General features: G+C 38.8%; 27 protein-coding genes. 17 read left to right on the top strand and 10 right to left on the bottom strand.

Going from position 1 to position 23,204, the window contains the following annotated elements; all coding sequences use genetic code 11:
* The first annotated feature begins 97 nt into the window (after positions 1-97).
* From treC to CD001_RS11690, 3 genes are all read left to right on the top strand, one after another.
* Complete coding sequence (gene treC, locus CD001_RS11680; protein WP_096187902.1) at positions 98-1,786, top strand: alpha,alpha-phosphotrehalase; 1,689 nt, start codon at positions 98-100, stop codon at positions 1,784-1,786.
* Positions 1,787-1,809: 23 nt separating this feature from the next.
* The gene (treR, locus tag CD001_RS11685) at positions 1,810-2,526 is read left to right on the top strand and encodes a trehalose operon repressor (protein WP_096187903.1); all 717 of its coding nucleotides are present in this window, start codon (positions 1,810-1,812) and stop codon (positions 2,524-2,526) included.
* A gap of 119 nt (positions 2,527-2,645) precedes the next feature.
* Positions 2,646-3,110 carry a GNAT family N-acetyltransferase gene (locus CD001_RS11690; RefSeq protein WP_096187904.1) on the top strand — a complete coding sequence of 155 codons (465 nt, stop codon included), beginning with the start codon at positions 2,646-2,648 and terminating at the stop codon, positions 3,108-3,110.
* 424 nt (positions 3,111-3,534) lie between these two features.
* On the opposite strand, the gene CD001_RS11695 is transcribed toward CD001_RS11690, so the two are convergent.
* The 5 genes from CD001_RS11695 to CD001_RS11715 all read right to left on the bottom strand — a co-directional run bounded on the left by CD001_RS11695 (position 3,535) and on the right by CD001_RS11715 (position 6,258).
* Complete coding sequence (locus CD001_RS11695; protein WP_096187905.1) at positions 3,535-4,410, bottom strand: hypothetical protein; 876 nt, start codon at positions 4,408-4,410, stop codon at positions 3,535-3,537.
* Between the two features lie 77 nt (positions 4,411-4,487).
* The gene (locus CD001_RS11700; protein ID WP_306454109.1) at positions 4,488-4,700 is read right to left on the bottom strand and encodes a PLDc N-terminal domain-containing protein; all 213 of its coding nucleotides are present in this window, start codon (positions 4,698-4,700) and stop codon (positions 4,488-4,490) included.
* A gap of 154 nt (positions 4,701-4,854) precedes the next feature.
* A complete protein-coding gene (locus tag CD001_RS11705; protein WP_096187906.1) occupies positions 4,855-5,028 on the bottom strand; it encodes a YfhD family protein in 174 nt (57 codons plus the stop codon).
* A 101-nt stretch (positions 5,029-5,129) separates the two neighbouring features.
* Positions 5,130-5,255, bottom strand: coding sequence for a YfhE family protein (locus CD001_RS11710; protein ID WP_096187907.1), 126 nt, complete (start codon positions 5,253-5,255; stop codon positions 5,130-5,132).
* 100 nt (positions 5,256-5,355) lie between these two features.
* Positions 5,356-6,258 (bottom strand): TIGR01777 family oxidoreductase, encoded by a 903-nt coding sequence (locus CD001_RS11715; protein WP_096187908.1) that lies wholly within the window; start codon positions 6,256-6,258, stop codon positions 5,356-5,358.
* 114 nt (positions 6,259-6,372) lie between these two features.
* Between CD001_RS11715 and recX the strand changes: the two genes are divergently transcribed.
* Positions 6,373-7,179 (top strand): recombination regulator RecX, encoded by an 807-nt coding sequence (gene recX, locus CD001_RS11720; protein WP_096187909.1) that lies wholly within the window; start codon positions 6,373-6,375, stop codon positions 7,177-7,179.
* A 150-nt stretch (positions 7,180-7,329) separates the two neighbouring features.
* Positions 7,330-7,647 (top strand): YfhH family protein, encoded by a 318-nt coding sequence (locus CD001_RS11725; protein ID WP_096187910.1) that lies wholly within the window; start codon positions 7,330-7,332, stop codon positions 7,645-7,647.
* 48 nt (positions 7,648-7,695) lie between these two features.
* Here CD001_RS11725 and CD001_RS11730 read toward each other — a convergent pair whose 3' ends face one another.
* Both CD001_RS11730 and sspK read right to left on the bottom strand, forming a co-directional pair.
* Entirely contained in the window at positions 7,696-7,857 is a 162-nt protein-coding gene (locus CD001_RS11730) for a YpzG family protein (RefSeq protein WP_096187911.1), read from the bottom strand.
* A gap of 110 nt (positions 7,858-7,967) precedes the next feature.
* The gene (gene sspK / locus CD001_RS11735) at positions 7,968-8,120 is read right to left on the bottom strand and encodes a small, acid-soluble spore protein K (protein WP_096187912.1); all 153 of its coding nucleotides are present in this window, start codon (positions 8,118-8,120) and stop codon (positions 7,968-7,970) included.
* Positions 8,121-8,262: 142 nt separating this feature from the next.
* On the opposite strand from sspK, the gene CD001_RS11740 reads away from it, so the two are divergent.
* Positions 8,263-8,529, top strand: coding sequence for a YfhJ family protein (locus CD001_RS11740; protein WP_096187913.1), 267 nt, complete (start codon positions 8,263-8,265; stop codon positions 8,527-8,529).
* 433 nt (positions 8,530-8,962) lie between these two features.
* Here CD001_RS11740 and CD001_RS11745 read toward each other — a convergent pair whose 3' ends face one another.
* Positions 8,963-9,949, bottom strand: a complete 987-nt coding sequence (locus CD001_RS11745) for a metal-dependent hydrolase (protein WP_096187914.1) — start codon at positions 9,947-9,949, stop codon at positions 8,963-8,965.
* Positions 9,950-10,151: 202 nt separating this feature from the next.
* Between CD001_RS11745 and CD001_RS11750 the strand changes: the two genes are divergently transcribed.
* From CD001_RS11750 to CD001_RS11790, 9 genes are all read left to right on the top strand, one after another.
* Entirely contained in the window at positions 10,152-10,463 is a 312-nt protein-coding gene (locus CD001_RS11750; RefSeq protein WP_096187915.1) for a hypothetical protein, read from the top strand.
* 35 nt (positions 10,464-10,498) lie between these two features.
* Positions 10,499-11,605, top strand: a complete 1,107-nt coding sequence (gene mutY, locus CD001_RS11755) for an A/G-specific adenine glycosylase (protein ID WP_096187916.1) — start codon at positions 10,499-10,501, stop codon at positions 11,603-11,605.
* Positions 11,606-11,642: 37 nt separating this feature from the next.
* Complete coding sequence (locus tag CD001_RS11760; protein WP_096187917.1) at positions 11,643-12,401, top strand: SDR family NAD(P)-dependent oxidoreductase; 759 nt, start codon at positions 11,643-11,645, stop codon at positions 12,399-12,401.
* 362 nt (positions 12,402-12,763) lie between these two features.
* Positions 12,764-13,522: a DeoR/GlpR family DNA-binding transcription regulator gene (locus tag CD001_RS11765; protein ID WP_096187918.1), complete on the top strand. Its 759-nt coding sequence runs from the start codon at positions 12,764-12,766 to the stop codon at positions 13,520-13,522.
* Positions 13,519-14,430 (top strand): 1-phosphofructokinase, encoded by a 912-nt coding sequence (gene pfkB, locus CD001_RS11770; protein WP_096187919.1) that lies wholly within the window; start codon positions 13,519-13,521, stop codon positions 14,428-14,430. Before CD001_RS11765 ends, pfkB begins: the two co-directional genes overlap by 4 nt.
* A 15-nt stretch (positions 14,431-14,445) precedes the next feature.
* Positions 14,446-16,326: a PTS fructose transporter subunit IIABC gene (locus CD001_RS11775; RefSeq protein WP_096187920.1), complete on the top strand. Its 1,881-nt coding sequence runs from the start codon at positions 14,446-14,448 to the stop codon at positions 16,324-16,326.
* A gap of 331 nt (positions 16,327-16,657) precedes the next feature.
* A complete protein-coding gene (locus CD001_RS11780; RefSeq protein WP_096187921.1) occupies positions 16,658-18,271 on the top strand; it encodes a gamma-glutamyltransferase family protein in 1,614 nt (537 codons plus the stop codon).
* Between the two features lie 30 nt (positions 18,272-18,301).
* On the top strand, positions 18,302-18,868 hold the full coding sequence (locus CD001_RS11785; RefSeq protein ID WP_096187922.1) for a chromate transporter: 567 nt from the start codon (positions 18,302-18,304) through the stop codon (positions 18,866-18,868).
* Positions 18,865-19,398 carry a chromate transporter gene (locus CD001_RS11790; protein ID WP_096187923.1) on the top strand — a complete coding sequence of 178 codons (534 nt, stop codon included), beginning with the start codon at positions 18,865-18,867 and terminating at the stop codon, positions 19,396-19,398. The genes CD001_RS11785 and CD001_RS11790 overlap by 4 nt, the downstream gene beginning before the upstream one ends.
* 461 nt (positions 19,399-19,859) lie before the next feature.
* On the opposite strand, the gene CD001_RS11795 is transcribed toward CD001_RS11790, so the two are convergent.
* The gene (locus CD001_RS11795) at positions 19,860-20,822 is read right to left on the bottom strand and encodes an NADPH:quinone reductase (protein WP_096187924.1); all 963 of its coding nucleotides are present in this window, start codon (positions 20,820-20,822) and stop codon (positions 19,860-19,862) included.
* A gap of 304 nt (positions 20,823-21,126) precedes the next feature.
* Positions 21,127-21,348, bottom strand: a complete 222-nt coding sequence (locus CD001_RS11800) for a cytosolic protein (protein ID WP_096187925.1) — start codon at positions 21,346-21,348, stop codon at positions 21,127-21,129.
* Positions 21,349-21,563: 215 nt separating this feature from the next.
* On the opposite strand from CD001_RS11800, the gene fabL reads away from it, so the two are divergent.
* Together fabL and CD001_RS11810 are read left to right on the top strand one after the other, a co-directional pair.
* Complete coding sequence (gene fabL, locus CD001_RS11805) at positions 21,564-22,328, top strand: enoyl-[acyl-carrier-protein] reductase FabL (protein WP_096187926.1); 765 nt, start codon at positions 21,564-21,566, stop codon at positions 22,326-22,328.
* 120 nt (positions 22,329-22,448) lie between these two features.
* Positions 22,449-22,649 carry a gamma-type small acid-soluble spore protein gene (locus CD001_RS11810; protein WP_096187927.1) on the top strand — a complete coding sequence of 67 codons (201 nt, stop codon included), beginning with the start codon at positions 22,449-22,451 and terminating at the stop codon, positions 22,647-22,649.
* Positions 22,650-23,204 lie beyond the last annotated feature (555 nt).

Here is a 23,204-nt window from a genome sequence, read left to right on the forward strand (position 1 = left end):
GATTGACTGTCTTGTATATACAAGCTATACTTTTTGGGTGAAAAGTGACAAGGAAGAGAGTATGAATTTTTGTACATATATTTAGGAGGTTTCTAACATGAATTTCAACGAATGGTGGCGAAAGTCCGTCGTGTATCAAATTTATCCAAAAAGTTTTAATGATACGGTGGGAAATGGTGTCGGAGATTTACAAGGAATCATTGAAAAGCTAGATTACTTAAAAGAGCTTGGCGTTGATGTGATCTGGCTTACTCCAGTTTATGAATCACCACAAAAAGATAACGGCTATGATATTAGTGACTATTACAGCATTCATGAAGAGTATGGAACGATGGAAGACTTCGACCGTTTACTTGAAGAAGCACATAAAAGAGATTTGAAAATGATTATGGATATCGTCGTAAACCATACATCGACAGAGCACAGATGGTTTAAAGAGTCAGCCTCTTCGAAAGATCATCCAAACCGCAACTATTATATTTGGAAAGACCCGGTTGATGGAGCAGAACCAACCAACTGGCAGTCAAAATTCGGTGGTAATGCATGGGAGTATGACGAAGCGACAGGTCAATATTATTTACATTTGTTCGATGTGACGCAAGCTGACTTAAACTGGGAAAATGAGGAAGTGAGAGAAAACGTTTATGAGATGATGCAATATTGGTTTGAAAAAGGTGTTGACGGATTCCGTCTAGATGTCATCAATCTTATTTCGAAAGATCAACGTTTTCCAAACGATGATGGTTCCGTTCCTCCTGGGGATGGACGAAAGTTTTATACAGATGGACCGCGCGTACATGAATATATGCAGGAAATGAATGAAAGAGTTTTTTCAAAATATGATGTCATGACAGTCGGCGAAATGAGTTCAACAACGATTGATCATTGTATTAAATATACACGCCCGGATCGTCATGAATTAAGTATGACGTTTAACTTCCATCACCTTAAAGTCGATTATCCGAACGGTGAGAAATGGACAATTGCACCATTTGACTTTCATGAATTAAAGCAAATTCTTTCTACTTGGCAAACAGAAATGCACAAAGGTGGCGGCTGGAATGCCCTCTTCTGGTGCAATCATGATCAACCGCGAATCGTGAGCCGATACGGCGATGATGGAAAGTACCATAAGGAATCAGCAAAAATGTTAGCAACGACAGTTCATATGATGCAAGGTACACCATATATTTACCAAGGTGAAGAATTCGGGATGACGAATCCGAAATTTGAGACGATTCACGAATATCGGGATGTTGAAACGCTTAACATTTTTGAAGAGATGAAGCAAAACGGTGTGCCTGAGGATCGGATTATGGAAATCATTAAAGAGAAATCACGTGATAATTCGCGTACACCTGTACAATGGAGCAGTGATAATCATGGAGGATTTACAACGGGTACACCTTGGATTCCAGTTGCAGACAATTACAAGACGATTAATGCAGAAGCAGCGTTACAAGATGACACTTCGATTTTTTACCATTATCAAAAGTTAATTAAACTTAGAAAAGAGTTGGATTTGATAACGTATGGTAACTATGAGCTTATTTTAGATGATGATGACCGGATTTTTTCTTACGTAAGGGAGTATAAGGGGGAAAAGTTACTAGTCATTAATCATTTTTACGATGGTGAAGCGAATTTTGAAGCACCGCAAGAGCTCGAATTGGATCAATTCGTAACAGAATTAGTCCTATCAAATTACGAGGATTCGGCGGCACGACCGGACTCCATCAATCTACGCCCATATGAATCTGTTGTTTATCATCTTAAAAAAGCATGATACACTATTATCGGTGATGCCGTGTGAAAAATAAATATATCCAAATATATCGTGAAATCGCAGATGATATCCGGGCGGGGAAGTATCCACCTCAGACGAAACTTCCGTCAGAACATGAATTCATGGACATTTTTGAGACATCGAGGGAAACGATTCGAAAAGCACTTACTTTGCTCGCTCAAAATGGATTTATTCAAAAAGTACAAGGAAAAGGTTCGATTGTCCTTGATGCACGTAAATTCGACTTTCCTATTTCAGGTCTTGTCAGCTTTAAAGAGCTAGCGGACAAGCTTGGTGAAAGTTATCAAACACATGTAGAAAAGCTGAAATTGATTTCTCCGAATGAAGAAATTCAACAGCAGCTGCAAATGAGTGGAGAAGGAAATGTATGGGAAGTGCACCGTGTCCGTGAAATTGATTCTGAACGAATTATTTTAGATAAAGATTATATTAATCAACTTTATGTTGAAACATTAACTGAACAAATATGTAGAAACTCAATATACGAATATATCGAACAAGAATTAGGATTGGTCATTAGTTTTGCGAAAAAGGAAGTCATCGTTGAAGAGCCGACAGAAGAAGATCGTCAACTCCTTCATTTAGAAGGATTCTCTAATATTGTCGTCGTGAAAAATTATGTCTATTTAGATGATGCAAGCCTTTTTCAATATACGGAATCACGGCATAGACCGGATAAGTTTCGTTTTGTAGATTTTGCAAGACGAATGAATCGATAGAAAATGTATACACCCTCAGGATGAAAGTGAAGGCATTCTGGGGGTGTTTGTATGACTAATAAGAAACTAAAAGGAAGTTACAGACGAGAATCGAATTTAGCAATAGGAGGGGGCTTGGTGTGTTCATACGAAATGCAAAACAAAGCGAAGCTCACGCTCTATCGGAATTAGCATTGAAATCTAAGCGCTATTGGGGATATGATGAGCAATTTATGAGTGTTAGCAAAGATGATTTGACGGTTACCCCAGAATTTATACAACAATCAAAAGTGTATGTTCTTGAAGGTCCAACTAAGAACATTCTTGGTTTTTATAGCTTTACAATAGAAAATGATGAACTTGAGCTCAGCTTCTTTTTTATCGATCCGAATCAAATCGGGAAAGGATCTGGTAAATTGATGTGGGAAGATGCAATGAAAAAAGCTGAGGAAACGGGTTATCATTGCATGAAGATTATTAGTGATCCATATGCTAGAAACTTTTACGAAAAAATGGGTGCAACATTCATACGTGAAGTGCCATCAACCTTTATTAAAGGGAGGTTTTTACCACTATTAATCGTGAACTTTCATATGTTAAATTAATTTAGATTCAGTGTAGATGTAAGGAATTATCTTCAATCCTATGTAATTTATAATAAAATCAAGCTGCACCTTCATTCTCTCCCTTGTTCTTTTGTGTTGTGGTGACTCAAGATTAACAAAAGAGAGAATGGGGTGCGACTTTTTTATCTTTTTCATCCTGTTTGGAGATTGATTGAAGAACGTTAGGCGGCGACTCTAGCGGGAAGAGCAATAGCCGAAGATCCAACATGACGCCAGTCATGTTTAGCTAAGGCATTGCCCGCAGAAAGCGTCCGCCTGTCAGTGATGAAATCAAAGGTTGCATGCAATAACATCATGTTGTTTAGGATCAAAGCAAAACATTGACCTAATAAGGGTTACCACAACATTCATAATAGAACTATCAAAACTCAAGTACTCTCTAGCGAGCACTTGAGTTTAACGGTTAGCCAGTTTTCTTTTTTAACGAGACAGCTATTGAATGTTTTAGCTTTTTGTCGTGCACAATACTTTGTAGCCATTCCTTTGGTGTTGAATCCGTTTCATGTTTAACCCGCTTAAACAATTTACTTAAAGTTGTACGGAGTACTTTCGTAAAATGAACATGATCGATATTTTGAGCTGTTTGCAGCAGCTGCTCGATTAATTCCTCGTTTTCAACGGAAATGTGGTTGACTGCTTCGTATATAAAGTCTTCAGCAACTTTTGATTCGTCATAGCCTAAATAAAAGTTTGAGACGTCTTCTAACAGTTTTGGATGTTTTTCATATTGTTGAGCAAGTATTGGAATAAATGAATCGTATCGGTGGCGCAGTAAGAAATGAAACGCTTTTGAACCGTTTGCTTGTAGAAGTGCTTCATGGAGTGATGTAAGTATTAGTGATTGGTCACTTTTACCGTAAGCATTCTGTAGTGTGAGTAATCTTGAAGGCCAAAGTTGTTTAATATCTTCAAGATGTTCATCGACGAGATGTTTTAAGATGTTTTCATTTTTCATTTTCGCTTCATCGATCGGTTTAAGTGCATCGCGAAGGTCATCTTGGGTGACGCGATGCTGCTTTTTTCGATCAGCTATTTTTTTGTACCGTTCTAATGTTTTTGCGGAAAGCTCTGTCGTTTTATTAGACAAATAAAAGGAGTCTAAAAATCGTCCATCATGATGGATGACAGCAAAAATAACGGGATTTTCTTGATCGAATAAGAGGACATGTGATCTTTTCTTTCCGGTATGTTCCTCATAACGGATTAAATAGTACCGATTCTCAGATTGATCGATATACACTTTTTTACCTAAATAACTCGGAGGCAGTTTTTTACTCATTTGTATCAATCCTTTCAAGATTTTTTATCATAACATTGACGCAGTTTTAGCGGAAAGAAAGGCTTCTGATACGAGTTTTACGCATCTTTTCGGATGATGAGATACACAATCAGACCGATTACGGGAAAAAATAATGTTGCCAAGAGTATAAGCAAGCTGTACTCTTTACTCTGACCGTGCCTCAGAGAATCCCGATAAGCCCATATGCTAGTGAAGATATTAAGCAATAGAAGACCTAGCCCGAAAAGTAGAAATAAAAAAATGATTGTAGGGAATTCAATCATCGTCATAGATGTAAGCACCCTCCCCTTTATACTTACTTCTATGATACCTGTCTTTTCGTTATTTGTGTAGACATATAAGAGAAAAGGGAGAGATTTCTAGTTCGTTCATTAAAAAAGAGGATGCTAAAAAAAACAAATTTAGCTCATCCTCTTTGCTCATTCATATTTTATTTGTATTTACACGATTTTCTTGACGCTGTTCAGCTTCTTTTGAACGTGCTTGTGCTTCACGATCCTCAGCATCAGCTAACTCTTCTGAGTACTCCACTTTTTGATTTTCAGGCACTTGAGGTAAATCTTGTTTGTTTTTATCACGACTTTTTTTATGAGGCACGTAAAATCATCCTTTCATGTAACAGTCGTATGTTTCTTTTCGAGGGGGAAAATGATTGTTTCAGTGCGAACGAACTTGTAATAAAGTAAGGTGTCATCGCACTAAAGGTTATTTTTCGCTTGGTTAAACATGCGATCGGCAGCTTTAAATGAAGAGCGGTAGTGAACTTCTTGCGCGCGTTTCATATGGCGTTTCTCTTCTTTTGGTTTTCTAGGCTTGCTTGTCATGTTTTCACCTCTTTTTAGTCTGTTACAAGTAGTATGATCGAGTATTGAAGTTAATATGCAAAATTTTTTAATAAATGTCGTATAAAGGAAAATCGGCTTGCTATTTTAATAAATCTTCTAGAGCACTATGAAGGTGAGCATATTTAAATATAAACTGATGATCTTCCAATTTTTTCGGTAATACTTTTTGCCCCTCTAAAACGAGCATACTCATTTCACCTAAAAGTGTTTTTAATGCCACTCCGGGAACAGGTGTCCAAAATGGCCGATTAAGAGTAGCTGCCAACGCTTTTCCAAATTCTTTCATACGTTGCGGGTGAGGAGCGGTTACATTCACAGCACCTTTTATAGTTGGTGTTTCAATACAATGGATGATCGCTCTCGCTGCATCGTTAATATGTACCCAAGACATCCATTGTTCTCCAGAACCTAATTTTCCGCCAAGCCCTATTTTAAATGGCGGCAGCATTTTCTTTAATGCCCCTTCCTTTTGATCTAGCACGACACCGAAACGAGTATAAACAACTCGTGTCATTTGCTGTGCCTCCGCTGCTTCTTGCTCCCAATTTTTCACGACAGTTGCAAGAAAGTCTTCCCCGGGTTCTTCAGTATCTTCTGTATAGGTCGCGTGTTTAGACATACCGTAATAACCAACTGCTGATCCGTTTACTAAAACTTCAGGTTTTTTGTCCAGCTTCGCTATTAATGAAATGACTTCTCTCGTTGCTGCAATACGGCTATTTAATATTTCTTGTTTCTTTTTTGCTGTCCATCTGCCGCTGTTTAAATTTTCACCAGCGAGGTTAACGAAGGCATCGATGTTTTGTAATTGTTTTTCAGCTGATGCTGATTCCTTTAGCCATTCGACATAGGTGACATTTTCTTTTACCGGCTTGTTATTTTTGTTTCTTGTTAATATGATGACTTGGTGACCTTGCTTGATTAAATGATCTGTCAGCGCTTGCCCGATGAAGCCAGAACCGCCTGTAATGGCAACATTCATACTATTCCTCCTTTGTTAAAGTATTCTTACTATCATCATTTCCCTTTTTAATCGAAAAATCAAACGTTTCACCTTTCCCTGAATATGATAGGATAGCATTGAGAGGTGAATGGTATGCCAAAAATTACAAAAATGACAGCGTCGAAACGTAAGAAAGGACGTTTTCATATTTATGTAAATCGTGGAGCGAGTGATGAATATGCCGTGACGATTTCCGAAGATATATTTGTTAAAAAGCATTTAAAAAAAGGAATGGAACTTACCGAAGACGACATCGTAGCATTAAGGCAGGAAGATACACTTGATAAGGCGTTTCAGAAAGCACTAAATTACCTTTCTTACCGGATGCGCTCTGAAAAAGAAGTTTATAATTATTTATTAGATCAAGAAGCTTCTCCGGAAGAAGCGGATCAGATGATGGACAGGCTCCGCGATTTAAATTTACTTGATGATGGAGCTTTTGCTGCCTCTTTTGTCAGGACGAAGAAGAACACACAGAAAAAAGGACCCTTTATTATTGAACAGGAACTCTATCAAAAAGGGATCTCACAGCAAAACATCGATAAAGCGATGCTAGAATATCCTGAAGAAGAGCAGCTAGATAATGCGATAAAAGCGGTTGAGAAAAAACAAAAAAGTTATCGGTCTGACAGTGTAAAGCAGCGAAGGCAAAAATTAGTTCAGTTTTTAGTGCAGCGCGGCTTTTCACAATCAATGTCACAAACAGCAGTTAATGAATGTGAACTAGAAAATGACATTGACGTAGAATGGGACGCTGTAAAAAAACACGGAGAAAAAGCATTAAAAAAATATGCAAACTATGATGGCTGGGAACGAGAACAACGGATGAAACAATTCCTATATGCGAAAGGGTTTTCGATCGAACTAATTGAAGCATGGTTAAAAGAAAACACCGAATAAGCACCTGGATTTAGATTCTATATTAAACCCCATATTAACTCTTACATTATGATGGTTTCCATATTTATCCACGTGCCAGGCACCTGGCGTATTTTGTAAATTTTCTTTATAATGTGGTGTACGAGATGTGATGATTTTGGAGGAATATAAATGGAGAAACGTTATAGTCAAATGACGAAGGAAGAGTTAACAGAAGAGATTGCTGAGTTGAAAGTAAAGGCTCAAAAAGCAGAGCAAATGGGCATGGTAAATGAATATGCAGTTCATGAGCGTAAAATGACAATGGCTAAAGCATACATGATGGATCCTGAGGAATTTAACGTAGGAGCTACATATGATATTATCGGCAGTTCGGGTGAGACGTTTACGATTGCCTATATGAACGGTATTTTTGCCTGGGGAAAGCGGAATGACAATCGCGAAGAAGAAGCCTTACCTATATCATTATTAGGTGATAAACAAGAATAAAGGTTAAAGAGAGGAGAGGTCATTTATCCTCTCCTCTCAATAGTGGAGTTACGACCTCTTACGAGTTTGTACTTCTAAAACTTGGTTATGCAAACTTTGTTCCGTCTCGCCATTCACTTGATGAAAGGCGTGTTTCGGATTAGCTCTTGGAGACTGAAATGGATCTTCATAATTGTTTTTACCTTTAATAGGGAAATTCTTTTTGACCATCATGGACCTCCTAAACGAATAATTCGTTCCGCTTATTTGGTGAGATTAAACGTGAAACAAGTCATTACTTCAGGTAAAGCTGCATTTTACGTTTAAAATGATGCTCGGTCCTATTCATTTCGCTCCTGAGTTGAAGCTTGCATACGCTCCTGAGGATGGTCATTGGTTGAGCCATCCGGACGTTTTGAAGCATAAGCTGATTTAGCTCTTGCTTCACCTGAGGGCGATATTCTGTTTGGAAAGCCTTTTGCTTTGTTCCGCACAGTTAAAGCCTCCTTTAAAAACATCTATTTGAAAGTGGAACAAGAAATACTGACTAAATTGATTAGTCATTAGGGCACTCATAGTATGTGTGTGTTTGAATGCATAAATGAAATGTAATTGTTGACAAGGAGACTGAAAGATATGAATGATTATCATGAACGATTAACGAATCGTTTATTAGAAAAAAACGATCATCTATCCTATGCTGAGGCAAGAACGTGGATTGAACTGTTATGGGAAGATTTTGAAACCACATATGCAAAAGCAGGGAGAAAATATAAAGGAAAAGAAATGACGGAAAATATTATTAACCAATGGATCATGAATTACGGAGATCGTCTGCATGAAGTGCTAGTCGATAAACCGAAATATCGCGAATGGTTTGAAAAGAAAAAGTTTAACCATTAATACAATAAAAGCCCTGTATTATCACCATTTTTAGGATAACCAGGGCTTTTATTAAATGATAAGAAACAACCATGGCTACGCTTCTCGTAGCCACCATCTACAATGAAAATGAGTTTCCAGCAAAGTGTGGATGACCATAAAATATCAATCACTCGATTGGTGTCTAGACTTCAGGCACGAGCGTTTATTACACGAGCTTCCACACGGATGTGGTGACTTCGGTGTTCCCACAGGACGCGGGGGTTTTAGCCGAAGATCTTATCTTACGAGTTGTCTCGACTGATAGGACGTCCTAATGCCGGGCATGCCAAAGGACGTGGCGTATTGCCCGGTTGACGGATCTAGCCTCAAAGTGATACTGGAAGAGGAAGAGACAGCAGTTTTCGGCTCGAGGTCGCTTCGCCGATAGGCGGGCGCCTTGCGCTTTTCGTTGTTAACTCGACTCTGCAACGACTTCTAATTTTCGCTGCAATGTTTCAGTATTATAAATCCAGCCTGTATAGGATGATAAAATGTTCAAGTTTTTATCAAGCCGGACAATCGCAATAAATGGGTAATATCCTTTGCTTCGATAGCGAAGGTCAACAAATTTTACAGTATAACCATGAGTTTCTTTCGACACTTCCCATCGGTAAGCTGGCGAAAAAGATAAAAAGGCATGCAAATTATCATCTTTTCTTGCAGCATTTATAATCGGGTCATCAGGAATCGGTTCAAAAGGGTAAGTCTCAAAATAATTAATCTTCTGTTTACGGGATTCTGCGACGTACATTTTTTTAGGTGTTCGTATAACAACATGCCACAGGTTCCATTTAAAAGTTGGAGAAATAAAAATATGGCTTGCATCAGGATGGCGACTTTTTAACGTATTGTATACTTGCCTTTGCACATACGTTCTCCAAATGTAGTACATGGCAATGAAACCATACATGATTAAAAAGGTCCATCCAGGGTCAGTGCCAAACCTCCAAAACAAAATAGCAACGATATGTGTAATAAAAATAAATGGATCAAAAATGTTGATAATGCCTAGAGCGGTCCACTTTTGATTGAATGGGGCAAAAGCTTTCGTCCCATATGCATTAAAAATATCAACAAATACATGAATAAACACGGCTAGAAAGGTCCAAAGCCATAAATGGAGAAGGTTTATATCAGGCATTAACCCATACAAGAATAATGTAATGAGTGTCGGCCAAATAAACCACGCAGGAACAGAGTGAGTTGCTCCGCGGTGATTGCGAATATACGACGCATTGTTTTTCAGCTTTAGGATAGTGTCAAAATCAGGTGCTTGTGATCCTACGATCGCTCCAACCATAACTGCTTGTGTCATAGCAGGACTATTAGATACAACAGGGTCTAATGTGGCGAGTCCTCCTATTGCTATCCCCATTACGACGTGAGTTCCAGTGTCCAACCGCGACCCTCCTTAATGAATCCAATACATATTCCTGATAAAATATATGTAATCGAATTTTAAACGATTTGATTTATACGTTTAAATGTATTCGTTCAGGTAATAGAGAATTTGTACAGTCAATGGATATTCGACTAGCTAAAATGATAGACCTACATATATTTTTACCCAAATTACTTTGATTTAAAAAGGAGAATTGTAAATGTCATCACCAATCCAAGTGTTTTTAGAGTATAAAATCAAGCATGATAAAAAAGAAGAGTATGAGTCATATATGCCAAAACTGCTCCAGCAATTAACCGATTATGAGGCTGATGAAATTGATTGGTATGAAGCAGCTGATCAAGATTATTTGTATGTAGAAATGTTTAAATTGCCAACAATGTCCCACTATTATGCGATGAAAGAAAGTAGGTCTAAGAAGGATCATCCGCTGTTCGGTGAGCTTGATACCTTCATTGAAGGCGGCTTACATAAACTTCATTGCTGGGCATTTTTACAGAAAAATCATTAAGCTAAATGGGAAGAGGACAACTAGGAGGAAAGCGTATGTCATCAAATATAAGTGAAATCCAATCATTCGCTGCCGAACAATTTCAATATGATTTGATCGAATGGTTTGAATATCATCAAAGAGATTTGCCATGGAGAAAAGATCAAGACCCATATAAAGTATGGGTATCCGAAATTATGCTGCAACAAACGAGAGTCGATACTGTCATCCCTTATTATAAAAGGTTCATGAGTTTATTTCCGACAGCGAGCGATTTAGCCAAAGCTGAGGAAGAGACCGTTCTAAAAGCATGGGAAGGGTTAGGATACTACTCTAGAGCAAGAAATCTACATCAAGCAGTGAAAGAAGTAGACGAGAAATATGGTGGAGTCGTTCCTGATTCAAAAGATGGCGTACATAGTTTGAAAGGAGTCGGCCCTTATACGGCAGGAGCGATTTTAAGTATTGCTTATGATATACCTACACCTGCAGTTGACGGTAATGTCATGAGGGTTTTATCAAGAATATTTACGATCTATGATGATATTAGTAAACCAGCTACTCGTAAAAAATTTGAAGCAATTGTTGAAGAAATTATCTCGAAAAATAATCCTTCATATTTTAACCAAGGTTTGATGGAATTAGGTGCATTAGTTTGTACACCGATGAGCCCGTCATGTCTGTTGTGCCCCGTACAAGCTCATTGTAAAGCTAGGGATGAAGGAGTTCAGCAATTATTACCAGTGAAAGCGAAGAAAAAGCCACCAAAATCAAAGAATATGAAGGCTGTCATTATTGAAGATGCGGACGGAAATGTGCTAATCGAACGACGACCAGAGACGGGGTTGCTAGCAAAATTGTGGCAATTCCCAAATATCGAAGCATCTACCGAACAAAATGAAGATTTACAAAGCTATATAGAAAATCTAAATGTAGAAGGTAACATGATTGGGCCGGTACAACACGTAAAGCATGTTTTTTCTCATATTGTTTGGGAAATTGATGTATATACAGTACAAGCTGATACAATCATTAATCGTGACTTTTACGATGATGAAGGAGAAATACGCTTTGTACCGAAAGATGAAATACATTGGTATCCGTTTCCGGTATCACATCAAAAGATCATGAAAGAACAGGTGATGAAATCGGTTCACAGTTAGTACTTCACATCTTGTTTTACGGAAAGGGGTTCACGTCATGGATATGCAACTACACGGGAAAAAAGTGTTGATCACTGGAGGATCAAAAGGTATAGGGAAAGGGATCGCAAAATCATTTTTGACTGAAGGTGCGGATGTTGGAATTGTCGCAAGAGGAGAATCCAGTCTAAATCAAGCTAAACACGACTTACCAAAAGTAAAAACGTTTCAAGCTGACCTGGTCGACAAAAAAGCAAGGGACCACGTCTTCGAACAATTTATAAATGAATTCGGCCATATTGATATACTCGTTAACAACGTAGGTGGCAGCAATGGCGGAGTAACGATGGAAACGTCTATTGAACAATTTGAAGAGGCAATGCAGCTTAATTATTTTTCAGCAGTCCACTTCAGTCAGCTCGCTGTACCATATATGAGGCATTATAATTCCGGTTCAATTGTTAATATTTCATCTATTTTTGGCAGAGAAGCTGGTGGAAAGCCAACATATAACAGTGCAAAATCTGCGATGATTAGTTTTACAAAATCGTTAGCGGATGAAGTGATTAAAGACGGCATTCGTGTCAATGGTGTTGCTCCAGGCTCTATTTTACATCCATCGGGAAATTGGCAGAGAAGACTTGAAGAAAACCCAGAGAAGATTAATCAGTTTGTACAAGACTCGATACCTGCTGGGCGCTTTGGTACTGTTGAGGAGATTGCTGATGTCGTAATCTTTTTAGCTTCTCCAAAAGCAAGCTGGGTTGTCGGAGCGACTCTAAATGTAGATGGTGGTCAATCACATTCAAACTTTTAGCTGACTATTAGATTTAGTTTTTTTTCTGCAATCGCTATACCCAGAAGCTTTCACCAAAAAGCTTAGCGTTCTTTTCTCTTTATAGTTTTTGATAAATGAGCAGCAATGATAACAATGAGAAATACTGATGAGATGTTTCATAGTGAAAAAGTCCATTAAAGAATGGGCTTTTTTTGTTTGTAAATAATAAATCAATGGTTACTTATGGTAGGAAAAATGAAATGTGAATGAAATTGAATGATTATTGGTCGATTAAGTGATTATATGTGAATGTTTTTGAGTGAAAATGATTGATTTGTGAAAACGTTTTATTTATAATAATGATTACAACGTATTCAAACAAAATAAAGGAGATTTAAATCGTGCTTACATTTGAAAGACAACAAATGATTTTAAAGCTTCTTGAAGAGAAAAAGGTTGTAAAAATTCAAGAATTGGTTGAAGAAACCGATGCATCTGAATCAACGATACGTAGAGACCTTACTGAACTAGAGAACAGTGGTCATTTAAAAAGGGTTCACGGTGGAGCTTCATTGTTAACTCGAAAAACGGATGAACCAACTGTTGAAGAAAAAGAAGCGAAAAATAATGAAGAAAAACGTGCGATTGGTCAGTATGCAGCCTCATTAGTCAATGATGGCGATTGTTTATTTATTGATGCCGGAACGACTACAAAAGCACTGATCGAACATTTAACGAATAAGGATTTAGTCGTCGTAACGAACGGTTTAAATATTATAACGGAGCTGTTAAAGCACGGAATCAAAACGTACGTAACTGGCGGTCTTGTAAAAGAAGGAACCCATGCTTTTATCGGAAGGGGAGCTGTAGACAGCCTCACAAATTATCAGTTTGATAAAGCTTTTATCGGAACGAATGGGATTCACCTATTAAATGGTTTTTCGACTCCGGATCCTGAGGAAGCGTTTATTAAAAAAGTTGCCATCCAAAGAGCCAATGAGCCAATTGTTTTAGCCGATCATACAAAGTTCGGTGATGTATCGTTTGCAAAAATAGCTCGTTTACACGAAGCGATGATCATTACGTCAAATCAATTAGAAAGTAATGTTCAAAAACAGTATGAAGAGAAGACAGAACTTAAGGTGGTGAACATCAGATGATTTATACACTTACACTGAATCCATCTGTAGACTATATCGTTTCAGTTGACCCTTTTGAATTAGGAAAAACGAACAGAACGACAGAAGAAATGAAAAACCCAGGAGGAAAAGGGATCAATGTCTCAAGGGTTCTTCAAAATTTACACATTGAAAGTAAAGCGCTCGGTTTTATTGGGGGATTTACAGGAAGCTTCATAGAGACAGCTTTGAAAAATGAAAACATCGCTACAGATTTTATTGAAATTGATGGTGATACAAGAATTAATGTCAAACTTAAGACGACTACTGAAACGGAAGTAAACGGTAAATCCCCGACGATTACAACAAGCCATATTGAACATTTAATGAGAAAGTTAAATGTGCTGCAAAAAGGTGACTTTTTAGTATTGGCAGGCAGTGTGCCAGATTCGTTACCTGCATCATTTTATGCAACTTTGATGGAAGAGTTGGAAGCAACTGGCGCATACATGATCGTTGATACGAGTGGAGAAGCGCTTTCGGAAAGCATTGAAGCAAATCCATTTTTAATAAAGCCAAACGAAAATGAAGTAGCTGAAATGTTTGGTTGTAAAAACGTCACGAAGGAACAAGCTGTCGACTTCGGTAAACAGTTAATTAAAAAAGGGGTACAAAACATTATTATTTCCATGGCAGGACGCGGGGCACTATTTTTAAATGATGAAAAGGTTCTATTTGCTAATGTACCTAAAGGTAAAGTGAGAAACTCTGTCGGAGCCGGAGACTCGGTCGTTGCCGGGTTCATTGCTTCTTATGTGCAAGAAAAAAATGTTGAGGAAGCGTTTCGTAATGGGATTGCTGCGGGAAGCGCATCCGCTTTTTCAGATGGATTTTGTACAAAAGAGACGATCCATGAGTTAAAGCAACAAATAAAGATAGAAATATTATAAAGGGGTGTAAGCAAAATGAGAATCGCAGACTTGTTATCAACAGATACGATGATTCTTGATCTTCAATCTACATCTAAGGATGAAGTTATTGAAGAATTAGCTAGTAAGCTTGATGAAGCTGGAAAACTTGCGGATAAAAAACAGTATATTGAAGCAATACAAAATCGCGAAAGTCAAAGTTCCACAGGAATTGGTGATGGGGTAGCCATTCCGCATGCTAAAACTGCGGCAGTGAAAGAACCAGCGATCGTTTTTGGAAGAACAGAGAAAGGCCTTGATTACGATGCGCTTGATGGTCAGCCAAGCCATTTGTTCTTTATGATCGCTGCGAGTGAAGGGGCGAATAATGAACATTTACAAACGTTATCTCGTCTATCAACATTACTTATCGACGAAGACTTTCGCAGCATTTTATTAAAAGCCGAAACAAAGGATGAAATCCTTGTTGCGATTAATGAAAAAGAAGCAGAAAAGCTTGATGACCACGAACAAGAAACCGTATCAAGTGAAGCTGAAGAGAAATATATTTTAGCTGTTACTGCATGTCCAACAGGGATTGCCCATACGTACATGGCGGCTGACTCTTTAAAAGAAAAAGCGAAAGCGATGGGGGTCAGCATAAAAGTTCAGACAAACGGGTCTGACGGAGTGAAAAATAAACTTACGAGTGATGATATTGAAAAAGCTGATGCCATTATTATTGCTGCGGATACGAAGGTAGAAAAAGAACATTTTGTTGGAAAACCGTTAATTGAAACAGCCGTAACCGATGGCATTCGAAAGCCAGAAGAATTACTCACAAGAGCAGTGAATGGAGATGCACCAATATTTGAGGGTGATGGAAGCAGCAAATCGGCTAGTGACGAAGAAAGTTCTGGCAAGAAATCTGGCTTTTACAAGCATTTAATGAACGGTGTTTCAAACATGCTGCCATTTGTTGTAGGTGGAGGTATATTGATTGCTTTATCCTTCTTCTTCGGAATTGATGCAGCAGATCCTAATAGTCCTGATTATCATCCATTAGCTGAAGCGCTAGATACGATTGGCGGAGGAACAGCATTCGGACTAATGATTCCGGTATTAGCAGCATTTATTGCGATGAGTATTGCTGATCGTCCTGGTTTTGCACCTGGTATGGTTGCGGGTTTAATTGCTTCAACTGGTGAAGCCGGATTTTTAGGTGGAATTATCGCAGGTTTCTTAGCTGGTTATATCGTCGTTTTACTGAAAAAGGTGTTTAATTTTGTACCCGCTTCATTAGCTGGTATTAAAACGATTTTATTTTATCCCTTGTTCGGAATCTTTTTAGCAGGATATATTATGCTTGAATTAATCGTTGATCCTGTGCAAGGATTGAATACCATGTTAGAAAACTGGTTAGGAAACATGGGGACAGGGAATATTGTTCTGCTCGGTATTTTACTAGGCGGAATGATGTCAATCGATATGGGCGGACCGATTAACAAAGCTGCCTTTACGTTCGGAATTGCAATGATCGACGCTGGAAACTATGCTCCACATGCCGCGATTATGGCTGGTGGAATGGTGCCTCCTCTAGGAATTGCTTTAGCTACAACGTTTTTCAAAAACAAATTTACAAAACAAGAGCTTGAAGCAGGAAAAACAAACTATGTATTAGGTGCATCTTTCATTACAGAAGGAGCGATTCCATTTGCAGCTTCTGATCCAGGGCGTGTCATTCCGTCTGCTGTAACAGGCTCGGCTATTGCTGGTGGTTTAGCTATGTTATTTGGGAATACGTTGTTAGCCCCACATGGCGGTGCATTCGTCATCTTTGTCGCTGTAGAAAATTGGCCGCTGTATTTGTTAGCAATCTTAATAGGAGCTATCGTTACAGCAGTCATGCTTGGCGTTTGGAAAAAGCCAGTCAAATAACTTTCATATGAACGGTTAGGTAATGATAAAATTGCCTAACCGTTTTCTTTTTTAAATTAATATAATTTGAATCTCTCAATCGTTTTCTAGGCCCAAAGAGCGGTTACATCACGAGCTTAGTACCGCCAAGAGAGGATTTCAGCATCCTTGACGGTAGAAAATGCCGAAATAGTATCCGTCAAGAGAGGGAGAAGAGGATTTCCTTATGATTAAATAATTGAAAATTTCCATCATTTACAACAATGAAATTTTTTCATAAAAAATGTGTAAAAATAAACAATTCGCTACTCGAAATATGTTAACATAATGAAAAGCAGAAGGAGGAGTTTTGATGGTGACATATGATAGTTTGCATTATCCATATCCATCTCAGCGGATGGTTACATATGGTAAAAATGGTATGGTTGCGACATCACAACCATTAGCAGCACAAGCAGGTTTAGATATATTAAAGCAAGGTGGAAACGCGATTGATGCAGCAATTGCGACTGCAGCTTGTTTAACAGTCGTTGAACCGACTTCGAATGGAATAGGCGGAGATGCATTTGCACTTGTTTGGGTAAAAGGAGAACTCCACGGATTAAATGCGAGTGGTCCAGCACCACAAACAATCTCAATTGAAAAATTGAAGGCACAAGGGGTCGATGAAATCCCTAAATTCGGCTGGACTCCGGTAACGGTTCCTGGTGCACCAGCTGCATGGGCTGAACTTTCTGAGCGGTTCGGTAAACTTCCACTTTCTGACGTGCTTAAACCAGCTGTTAAATACGCAAGGGAAGGGTACCCATTAAGTCCGACCCTGTCATATTTTTGGGAAAGAGCAGTAAAAGGCTTTAAAGAAGTGTTAAAAGACGAAGAATTCGAAAGCTGGTTTGATACGTTTGCCCCGAATGGTGTTGCTCCGAAGGCAGGAGATGTATGGCGTTCTGAAGGGCATGCATCTACTTTAGAATCAATCGGACAAACGAATGCAAAAGCTTTTTATGAGGGCGAAATAGCGGATAAGATTGATGCATTTTCGAAAAAATATGGTGGATATTTAACAAAAGAAGATTTAGAAGCATATAAACCTGAATGGGTGAAGCCAATAAGTGTTCATTATAAAGGCTATGACGTGTGGGAGATTCCTCCTAACGGTCAAGGACTCGTGGCATTGATGGCCCTTAACATGTTGAAAGATGAAGCGTTTACGACGAGAGATCACGTTGAAACGTTTCATAAACAAATTGAAGCAATGAAGCTCGCTTTTACTGATGGACAAAAATATATTACCGAAGAAAAAGAGATGAGTGTGTCAGTTGAAACGTTGTTAAGTGAAGCATACGGCCAAGAACGCCGTGCTCTCATTGGAGAAGAAGCGATTTTGCCTGAGGCTGGAGAACCTTCTCGCGGCGGGACGGTTTATTTAGCAACAGCTGACAATGAAGGAAATATGGTGTCGTTCATTCAAAGTAACTATATGGGCTTTGGGTCAGGATTAGTAGTTCCGGGTACTGGAATCTCGCTCCAGAATAGAGGACATAATTTCAGCCTAGACCCGGCTCATGATAATGCACTTCAACCAGGAAAACGGACTTATCATACGATTATCCCTGGTTTCTTAACGAAAGGAACCGAAGCTGTTGGTCCATTTGGCGTTATGGGTGGGTTTATGCAGCCGCAAGGTCATATGCAAGTTGTCATGAATACGATTGATTTCGGCTTAAACCCTCAAGCAGCTCTAGATGCCCCTAGATGGCAGTGGATGAAAGAGAAGAAAGTTTTAGTGGAGCAAGGTTTACCAAATCATTTAGCTCAGCAACTTTCAGCAAAAGGACATCACATTCAAGTGACTCACCAATCTGGCAACTTTGGACGTGGACAAATTATTTGGCGTGATCCGAAGACAGGTGTTCTTTCTGGTGGTACAGAGTCACGGACAGATGGTTCAATTGCAGTATACTAGCTCGATATTTTGAAAGGGAGAAGTACACAAATGAAACATACGGAAATCTTTATGGCTTTTTTCCGTGTCGGAATGTTAGGGTATGGAGGCGGTCCTGCTTCCATACCCCTCATTCATAAAGAAGTCGTAGATAAATATAGGTGGATGACTACGGATGAATTTTCGGATGTGTTAGCAATAGGGAATACATTACCGGGTCCAATTGCAACGAAAATGGCAGGATATATAGGCTATCGAATCGCCGGAATAGGCGGCATGATTAACGCTCTTATCGCCTCGGTTATTCCAACAGTTATTTTAATGATCGTTCTTTTAGTCTCTTTAGCCTCTTTTCGAGAATATTCCTGGGTACAAGGAATGACGAATGGCGTACTTCCAGTCGTTGCTGTCATGCTCGGAGTGTTAACGTGGAGTTTTATTAAACGATCGAAAGACGACTTCGGCTGGGGAAAAGTCGCTTTATTAATCGTCCTTTCTGTTCTGCTCATTCAACTAGCAGGTTTGCATCCAGCTATCGTTATAGGCGGTCTAATCGTTTTTGTCTTTTTAAAGAAGAAAAAACAGCCTTCTAAAGAACAGGAAGGTGAGCGTGGATGACTTATTGGGAAATTTTCTTAGCTTTTTTTATTCCGGGTATTGTCGGCTATGGCGGTGGACCAGCTACTATTCCGTTAATCGAATATGAAGTTGTCCATCGGTACGGATGGATGAATGTTGAAGAATTTGGTGAAGTATTAGCTCTCGGGAATGCACTGCCGGGTCCGATTGCGACAAAAATGGCAGGATATATCGGATTTGTAGAAGGTGGGGTACTTGGAGCATTTGTAGGAGTATTTGCTACTGTGGCACCATCATTAATTTTAATGATTGTCTTATTAAGTATATTATTTAAATTTAAAGACTCACCGAAAGTAAAGCTTTTATCAAGTATAGTTCGTCCGACGATTGCGGTTCTGCTTGGGTTAATGACTTTCCGTTTTATAGAAACATCTTATTTTGATAACGGGGTGCTGCAAACAGGATTGCTTGTAGCAGCTAGTTATTACTTATTAGAAAAGCGAAAAGTACATCCTGCCTTCGTCATTTTAGGCTCACTCATTTATGGAGCGCTATTTTTAGCGCCTTAACATGTAGAATAGTACGATCGAAATCGCTATCGTGGACGTCTTCACCTTAGGGCAAAGTGTGACATCACATTCACTAGATATAGAAGCAACTTTATGGATTTATTTACAATACGGCAAACGTATTGTTCCAAGATTTACTGGTAAATAAGCTTATTTGGCAATTAATTTGATCATGTTAAAAAACGCTCCTTTGTATACTGCTTACATTATACAAAATGGAGCGATTTTTTTTGTTTGAAAGTATTTTTGAAGCGTGAAAGGTGGCGACTTCTAGCGGGAAAAGCAATAGTCGATAATCCCTTTGGTGCACACAGTGGTGCATCAAGGAAGTTGAGGCATTGCCGCTAAAAGTGTCCGGCCTGAAACGAAGAAAAAGAAGCAAAAAAACGGTGTCCCAAAAAAACAGGCATTTGGGACACTGTTATCATCTTTTACTGGATATATGGAAGTAATCGCATTTATTATGGCGTAAGGACAATGCTGCCGTTAACAGAATGGTTTTCAATCGCTTCATGCGCTTTATCTGCCGCAGAGAATGAATACGTAGCACCGACGTGAGCAAAAATTGATTTTTGCTCAAATAACCTGCTAATCTCTTCTCCTGCACGGCGCAGTTCTTCTTGAGGGGCAGTAAATAATAACACACCCATAACGGTCGCATGCTTTTGATTTAACTGACGCCAAGGCAGGGGAGGAGTATTATCTTTAGGTGATCCAATAGTGATAATTTTACCGCCAAGTTTAATCATTTCTAAATCTTTTTCGAAGTTTTCACTTAAGGACATTTCTAAAATGAGATCGACACCTTGAGAATCAGTGAGCTCATTTACCTTCTCAACAATATCTGTTTCTTTATATAAAATAACATGATTCGCTCCAGCTTTTTTACAAATACCCGCCTTTTCCTCATTGCCTGCCGTAGCAATAATTTTTAGACCGGCTTTTTTCGCTAGCTGAATCGCAGCTTGGCCAACTGCTCCAGCACCGCCATAGATGAGTACAGTTTCCCCTGGGCGAACGTTAGCACGGAAGTGTAAAGAAAGATGAGCAGTCATAAATGGCATCGCTAGTGCAGCACCTTCCACTTCGGTTACTCGTTTTGGGAGCGGGAATATTGAAGATTCATTGGCAACGACATATTCGGCACATGTTCCAGTAACATTTGTCGCCCAAACACGATCACCTTCCTTTACGTAAGTAACATTCGCTCCGATTTTTTCAACAGTCCCTCCTAAGTCAAAGTGAGGGACAGCAGGAAATGAACTTACTTGCCTTATTCCTTTTCTAAAATACGTATCAACAGGATTAAGTCCACTTCCGCCAACTTTTATGAGAACTTCATGTTCTTTTGGTTCAGGGTTATCAATATTTTTCGTCTGCAGAACATCAGGAGAACCATACTTTTCATAAACAACAGCTTTCATAATCTCACACTCCCACTCATATATTTTCGCTTCATGTCCAAATAACCGATTAGGTTTTATCGTGAAGTCGAAGTTTCTATTTATAAAATATTTTCTCATAATTCTCAAATAAAAAAAAGAAAAGCCTAAAAACTAGGCTTTAAAAAGTATGCGGACAATCGATGTGTTCTTATTAGGAAAAAGTATTTATATAGACTTTTCTGGACAAGCGTTCCGCTACTTAACTTTTCTCTATGTCCTAAAGTACCATAAAGATGACATATTTTGTCGGTATAAGGAGTCAAATGTCTGTACGTGATGCTGATCATTCATAGTGAATACGGCTACCGTTCGTCCCATCCGCTTCTTGATGAAGTCCGCCGCGGTTCATAATTTCTCGAATGATTTCTTTATGAATCGTTACACCTTCTGCGTTTAAATAAGGAGCAATTTGCTGTAAGTTATGGTGGAAAAATGCTAATTCTTTATCTGTCCAATTATTTTTTCCCATCATGGAAAGTTCCGTCATATCTCTTCCAACATACATGATTTTCTCCTCCTAAAAGTGGCAGAATGTTGAAAATGCAGAACGAATCGCTTGCCACTAGTTATAGTGTATCTAGAGTTTACGGGTCATATTCTGTATAATCATTAGTAAATATGAACAGCTAACTTCCTTACAAAAAGTTGTATAGGAGAGAATGTGAAAGATGCTGTTCGTTAAGTTAATGATCTTTATAGTTAGAAAGTGAGGGCATACATATGTCAGAACAAACAAATAACAAGGTTGCTCTAGTGACAGGAAGCAGTCGGGGAATTGGGAAAGAAATTGCACATAGGCTAGCCAAGCAAGGTTATAATATCGTGATTAACTATGCACGGAGTAAATCGAAAGCGGAAGAAACAGCAGACGAGATTCGTAAGCTAGGCAGAGAAGTACTAACTGTGAAAGCAAATATTGGTAAAATTGATAAGATAGAAGAAATGTTTTCCACAATTGATGACCATTTCGGACGACTGGATGTGTTAGTAAATAATGCTGCTTCTGGTGTCCTAAGACCTGTCATGGAATTAGAGGAAAGTCATTGGGACTGGACGATGAATATAAACAGCAAAGCGATGTTATTTTGTTCGCAAATGGCTGCACAGCGGATGGAAAAACAAGGAGAAGGCGGAGCAATTGTTAGCTTAAGTTCATTAGGTTCCCAAAGATATTTAAAACATTATACAACGGTCGGTGTTTCGAAAGCAGCAGTAGAAGCTTTAACGAGATATTTAGCTGTTGAATTAGCTCCCCAGAACATTCGAGTAAATGCTGTTTCCGGCGGAGCCGTTGATACGGATGCTTTGACTCATTTCCCGAATCGTGAAGAACTGTTAGAAGGTGCGAAAGCAAAGACACCTGCAGGAAGAATCGTTCAACCTGAAGACCTTGCAGATACAGTAATGTTCTTATTATCACCTCAAGCTAAAATGATTTGTGGGCAGACAATTATTGTGGATGGCGGTATCTCGCTTTTAACATAATAGGTCTATCTGTTTGCAATTTATCATGTTTTAAGGTAAAAAATAGCAGGACGATGAACAATATTTTCTTGGATAAAAAGGTCACCCGAGGACATCATAATTGATGTGGAGGTGATACTCATGGCTCACAAAAAACAACAACAGCAACCACAAGCTTCTAAAACTAACGCTCAAAAAGTGAAGCAGCAAAACCAACAATCTGCTCAAGGACAACAATACGAGTTTGCGAGCGAAACTGATGCTCAAAAAGTGAAGCAGCAGAACCAACAATCTGCTCAACGTAAACAGCAAGCTTCTGCAAAAGGACAACAGCAACAATAATGTTGCACGATAATTAGCGGATACCGCTAAGTCCATGCAAGGAGACTGACCTTATTGGCAACCATTCTATGTATACAACTGATTGATCAGTCAATTCGGACGTATACGATATAGGACAGGTGTCTAAGGTTAGTCTCCTTTTTGTACACATACATATATTAATGTGCGTAAAAGAAACAGTTATTATTTGCTTTATTTTTTCAAATTGGGTTTTGAATCGTTTTAAAATTTATAAATCAATAGTATAATAATGATGATAGAAGAAGAAAAAGAAACAATTATATGTCAAAAATGCAGGGATTTTTGATGAACTCCATTAAAGTGCGTGTTAAAGGAGGACAAAAAGAGCAACGATCGTTACATGACGAGCTTCCACACGGATGTGGTAACTTCTGTGTGCCCGAAGGACCCGGGATTTTAGCCTAAGATCGTCCTATTGTCTGACATGCCACAGGACGTGGCATTTTGTCCGAATGCCGGATACACTGACAGTAGAGGAAGAGACAAAGCTTTTTCAATGCGGCGAAGTTCGTATAGTGTTAATACGTAAGGTAA

Source organism: Evansella halocellulosilytica (assembly GCF_002335745.1).
Classification (GTDB): domain Bacteria; phylum Bacillota; class Bacilli; order Bacillales; family Salisediminibacteriaceae; genus Bacillus_CA; species Bacillus_CA halocellulosilytica.

Excerpts from the sequence above, each read along its gene's own strand:
- treC (WP_096187902.1), top strand. The coding sequence starts at position 98 with ATGAATTTCAACGAATGGTGGCGAAAGTCCGTCGTGTATCAAATTTAT.
- CD001_RS11695 (WP_096187905.1), bottom strand. The coding sequence starts at position 4,410 with ATGAGTAAAAAACTGCCTCCGAGTTATTTAGGTAAAAAAGTGTATATC.
- CD001_RS11700 (WP_306454109.1), bottom strand. The coding sequence starts at position 4,700 with ATGACGATGATTGAATTCCCTACAATCATTTTTTTATTTCTACTTTTC.
- CD001_RS11710 (WP_096187907.1), bottom strand. The coding sequence starts at position 5,255 with ATGACAAGCAAGCCTAGAAAACCAAAAGAAGAGAAACGCCATATGAAA.
- CD001_RS11715 (WP_096187908.1), bottom strand. The coding sequence starts at position 6,258 with ATGAATGTTGCCATTACAGGCGGTTCTGGCTTCATCGGGCAAGCGCTG.
- recX (WP_096187909.1), top strand. The coding sequence starts at position 6,373 with ATGCCAAAAATTACAAAAATGACAGCGTCGAAACGTAAGAAAGGACGT.
- CD001_RS11725 (WP_096187910.1), top strand. The coding sequence starts at position 7,330 with ATGGAGAAACGTTATAGTCAAATGACGAAGGAAGAGTTAACAGAAGAG.
- CD001_RS11730 (WP_096187911.1), bottom strand. The coding sequence starts at position 7,857 with ATGGTCAAAAAGAATTTCCCTATTAAAGGTAAAAACAATTATGAAGAT.
- CD001_RS11740 (WP_096187913.1), top strand. The coding sequence starts at position 8,263 with ATGAATGATTATCATGAACGATTAACGAATCGTTTATTAGAAAAAAAC.
- CD001_RS11750 (WP_096187915.1), top strand. The coding sequence starts at position 10,152 with ATGTCATCACCAATCCAAGTGTTTTTAGAGTATAAAATCAAGCATGAT.
- mutY (WP_096187916.1), top strand. The coding sequence starts at position 10,499 with ATGTCATCAAATATAAGTGAAATCCAATCATTCGCTGCCGAACAATTT.
- CD001_RS11760 (WP_096187917.1), top strand. The coding sequence starts at position 11,643 with ATGGATATGCAACTACACGGGAAAAAAGTGTTGATCACTGGAGGATCA.
- pfkB (WP_096187919.1), top strand. The coding sequence starts at position 13,519 with ATGATTTATACACTTACACTGAATCCATCTGTAGACTATATCGTTTCA.
- CD001_RS11775 (WP_096187920.1), top strand. The coding sequence starts at position 14,446 with ATGAGAATCGCAGACTTGTTATCAACAGATACGATGATTCTTGATCTT.
- CD001_RS11780 (WP_096187921.1), top strand. The coding sequence starts at position 16,658 with ATGGTGACATATGATAGTTTGCATTATCCATATCCATCTCAGCGGATG.
- CD001_RS11785 (WP_096187922.1), top strand. The coding sequence starts at position 18,302 with ATGAAACATACGGAAATCTTTATGGCTTTTTTCCGTGTCGGAATGTTA.
- CD001_RS11790 (WP_096187923.1), top strand. The coding sequence starts at position 18,865 with ATGACTTATTGGGAAATTTTCTTAGCTTTTTTTATTCCGGGTATTGTC.
- CD001_RS11795 (WP_096187924.1), bottom strand. The coding sequence starts at position 20,822 with ATGAAAGCTGTTGTTTATGAAAAGTATGGTTCTCCTGATGTTCTGCAG.
- CD001_RS11800 (WP_096187925.1), bottom strand. The coding sequence starts at position 21,348 with ATGTATGTTGGAAGAGATATGACGGAACTTTCCATGATGGGAAAAAAT.
- fabL (WP_096187926.1), top strand. The coding sequence starts at position 21,564 with ATGTCAGAACAAACAAATAACAAGGTTGCTCTAGTGACAGGAAGCAGT.
- CD001_RS11810 (WP_096187927.1), top strand. The coding sequence starts at position 22,449 with ATGGCTCACAAAAAACAACAACAGCAACCACAAGCTTCTAAAACTAAC.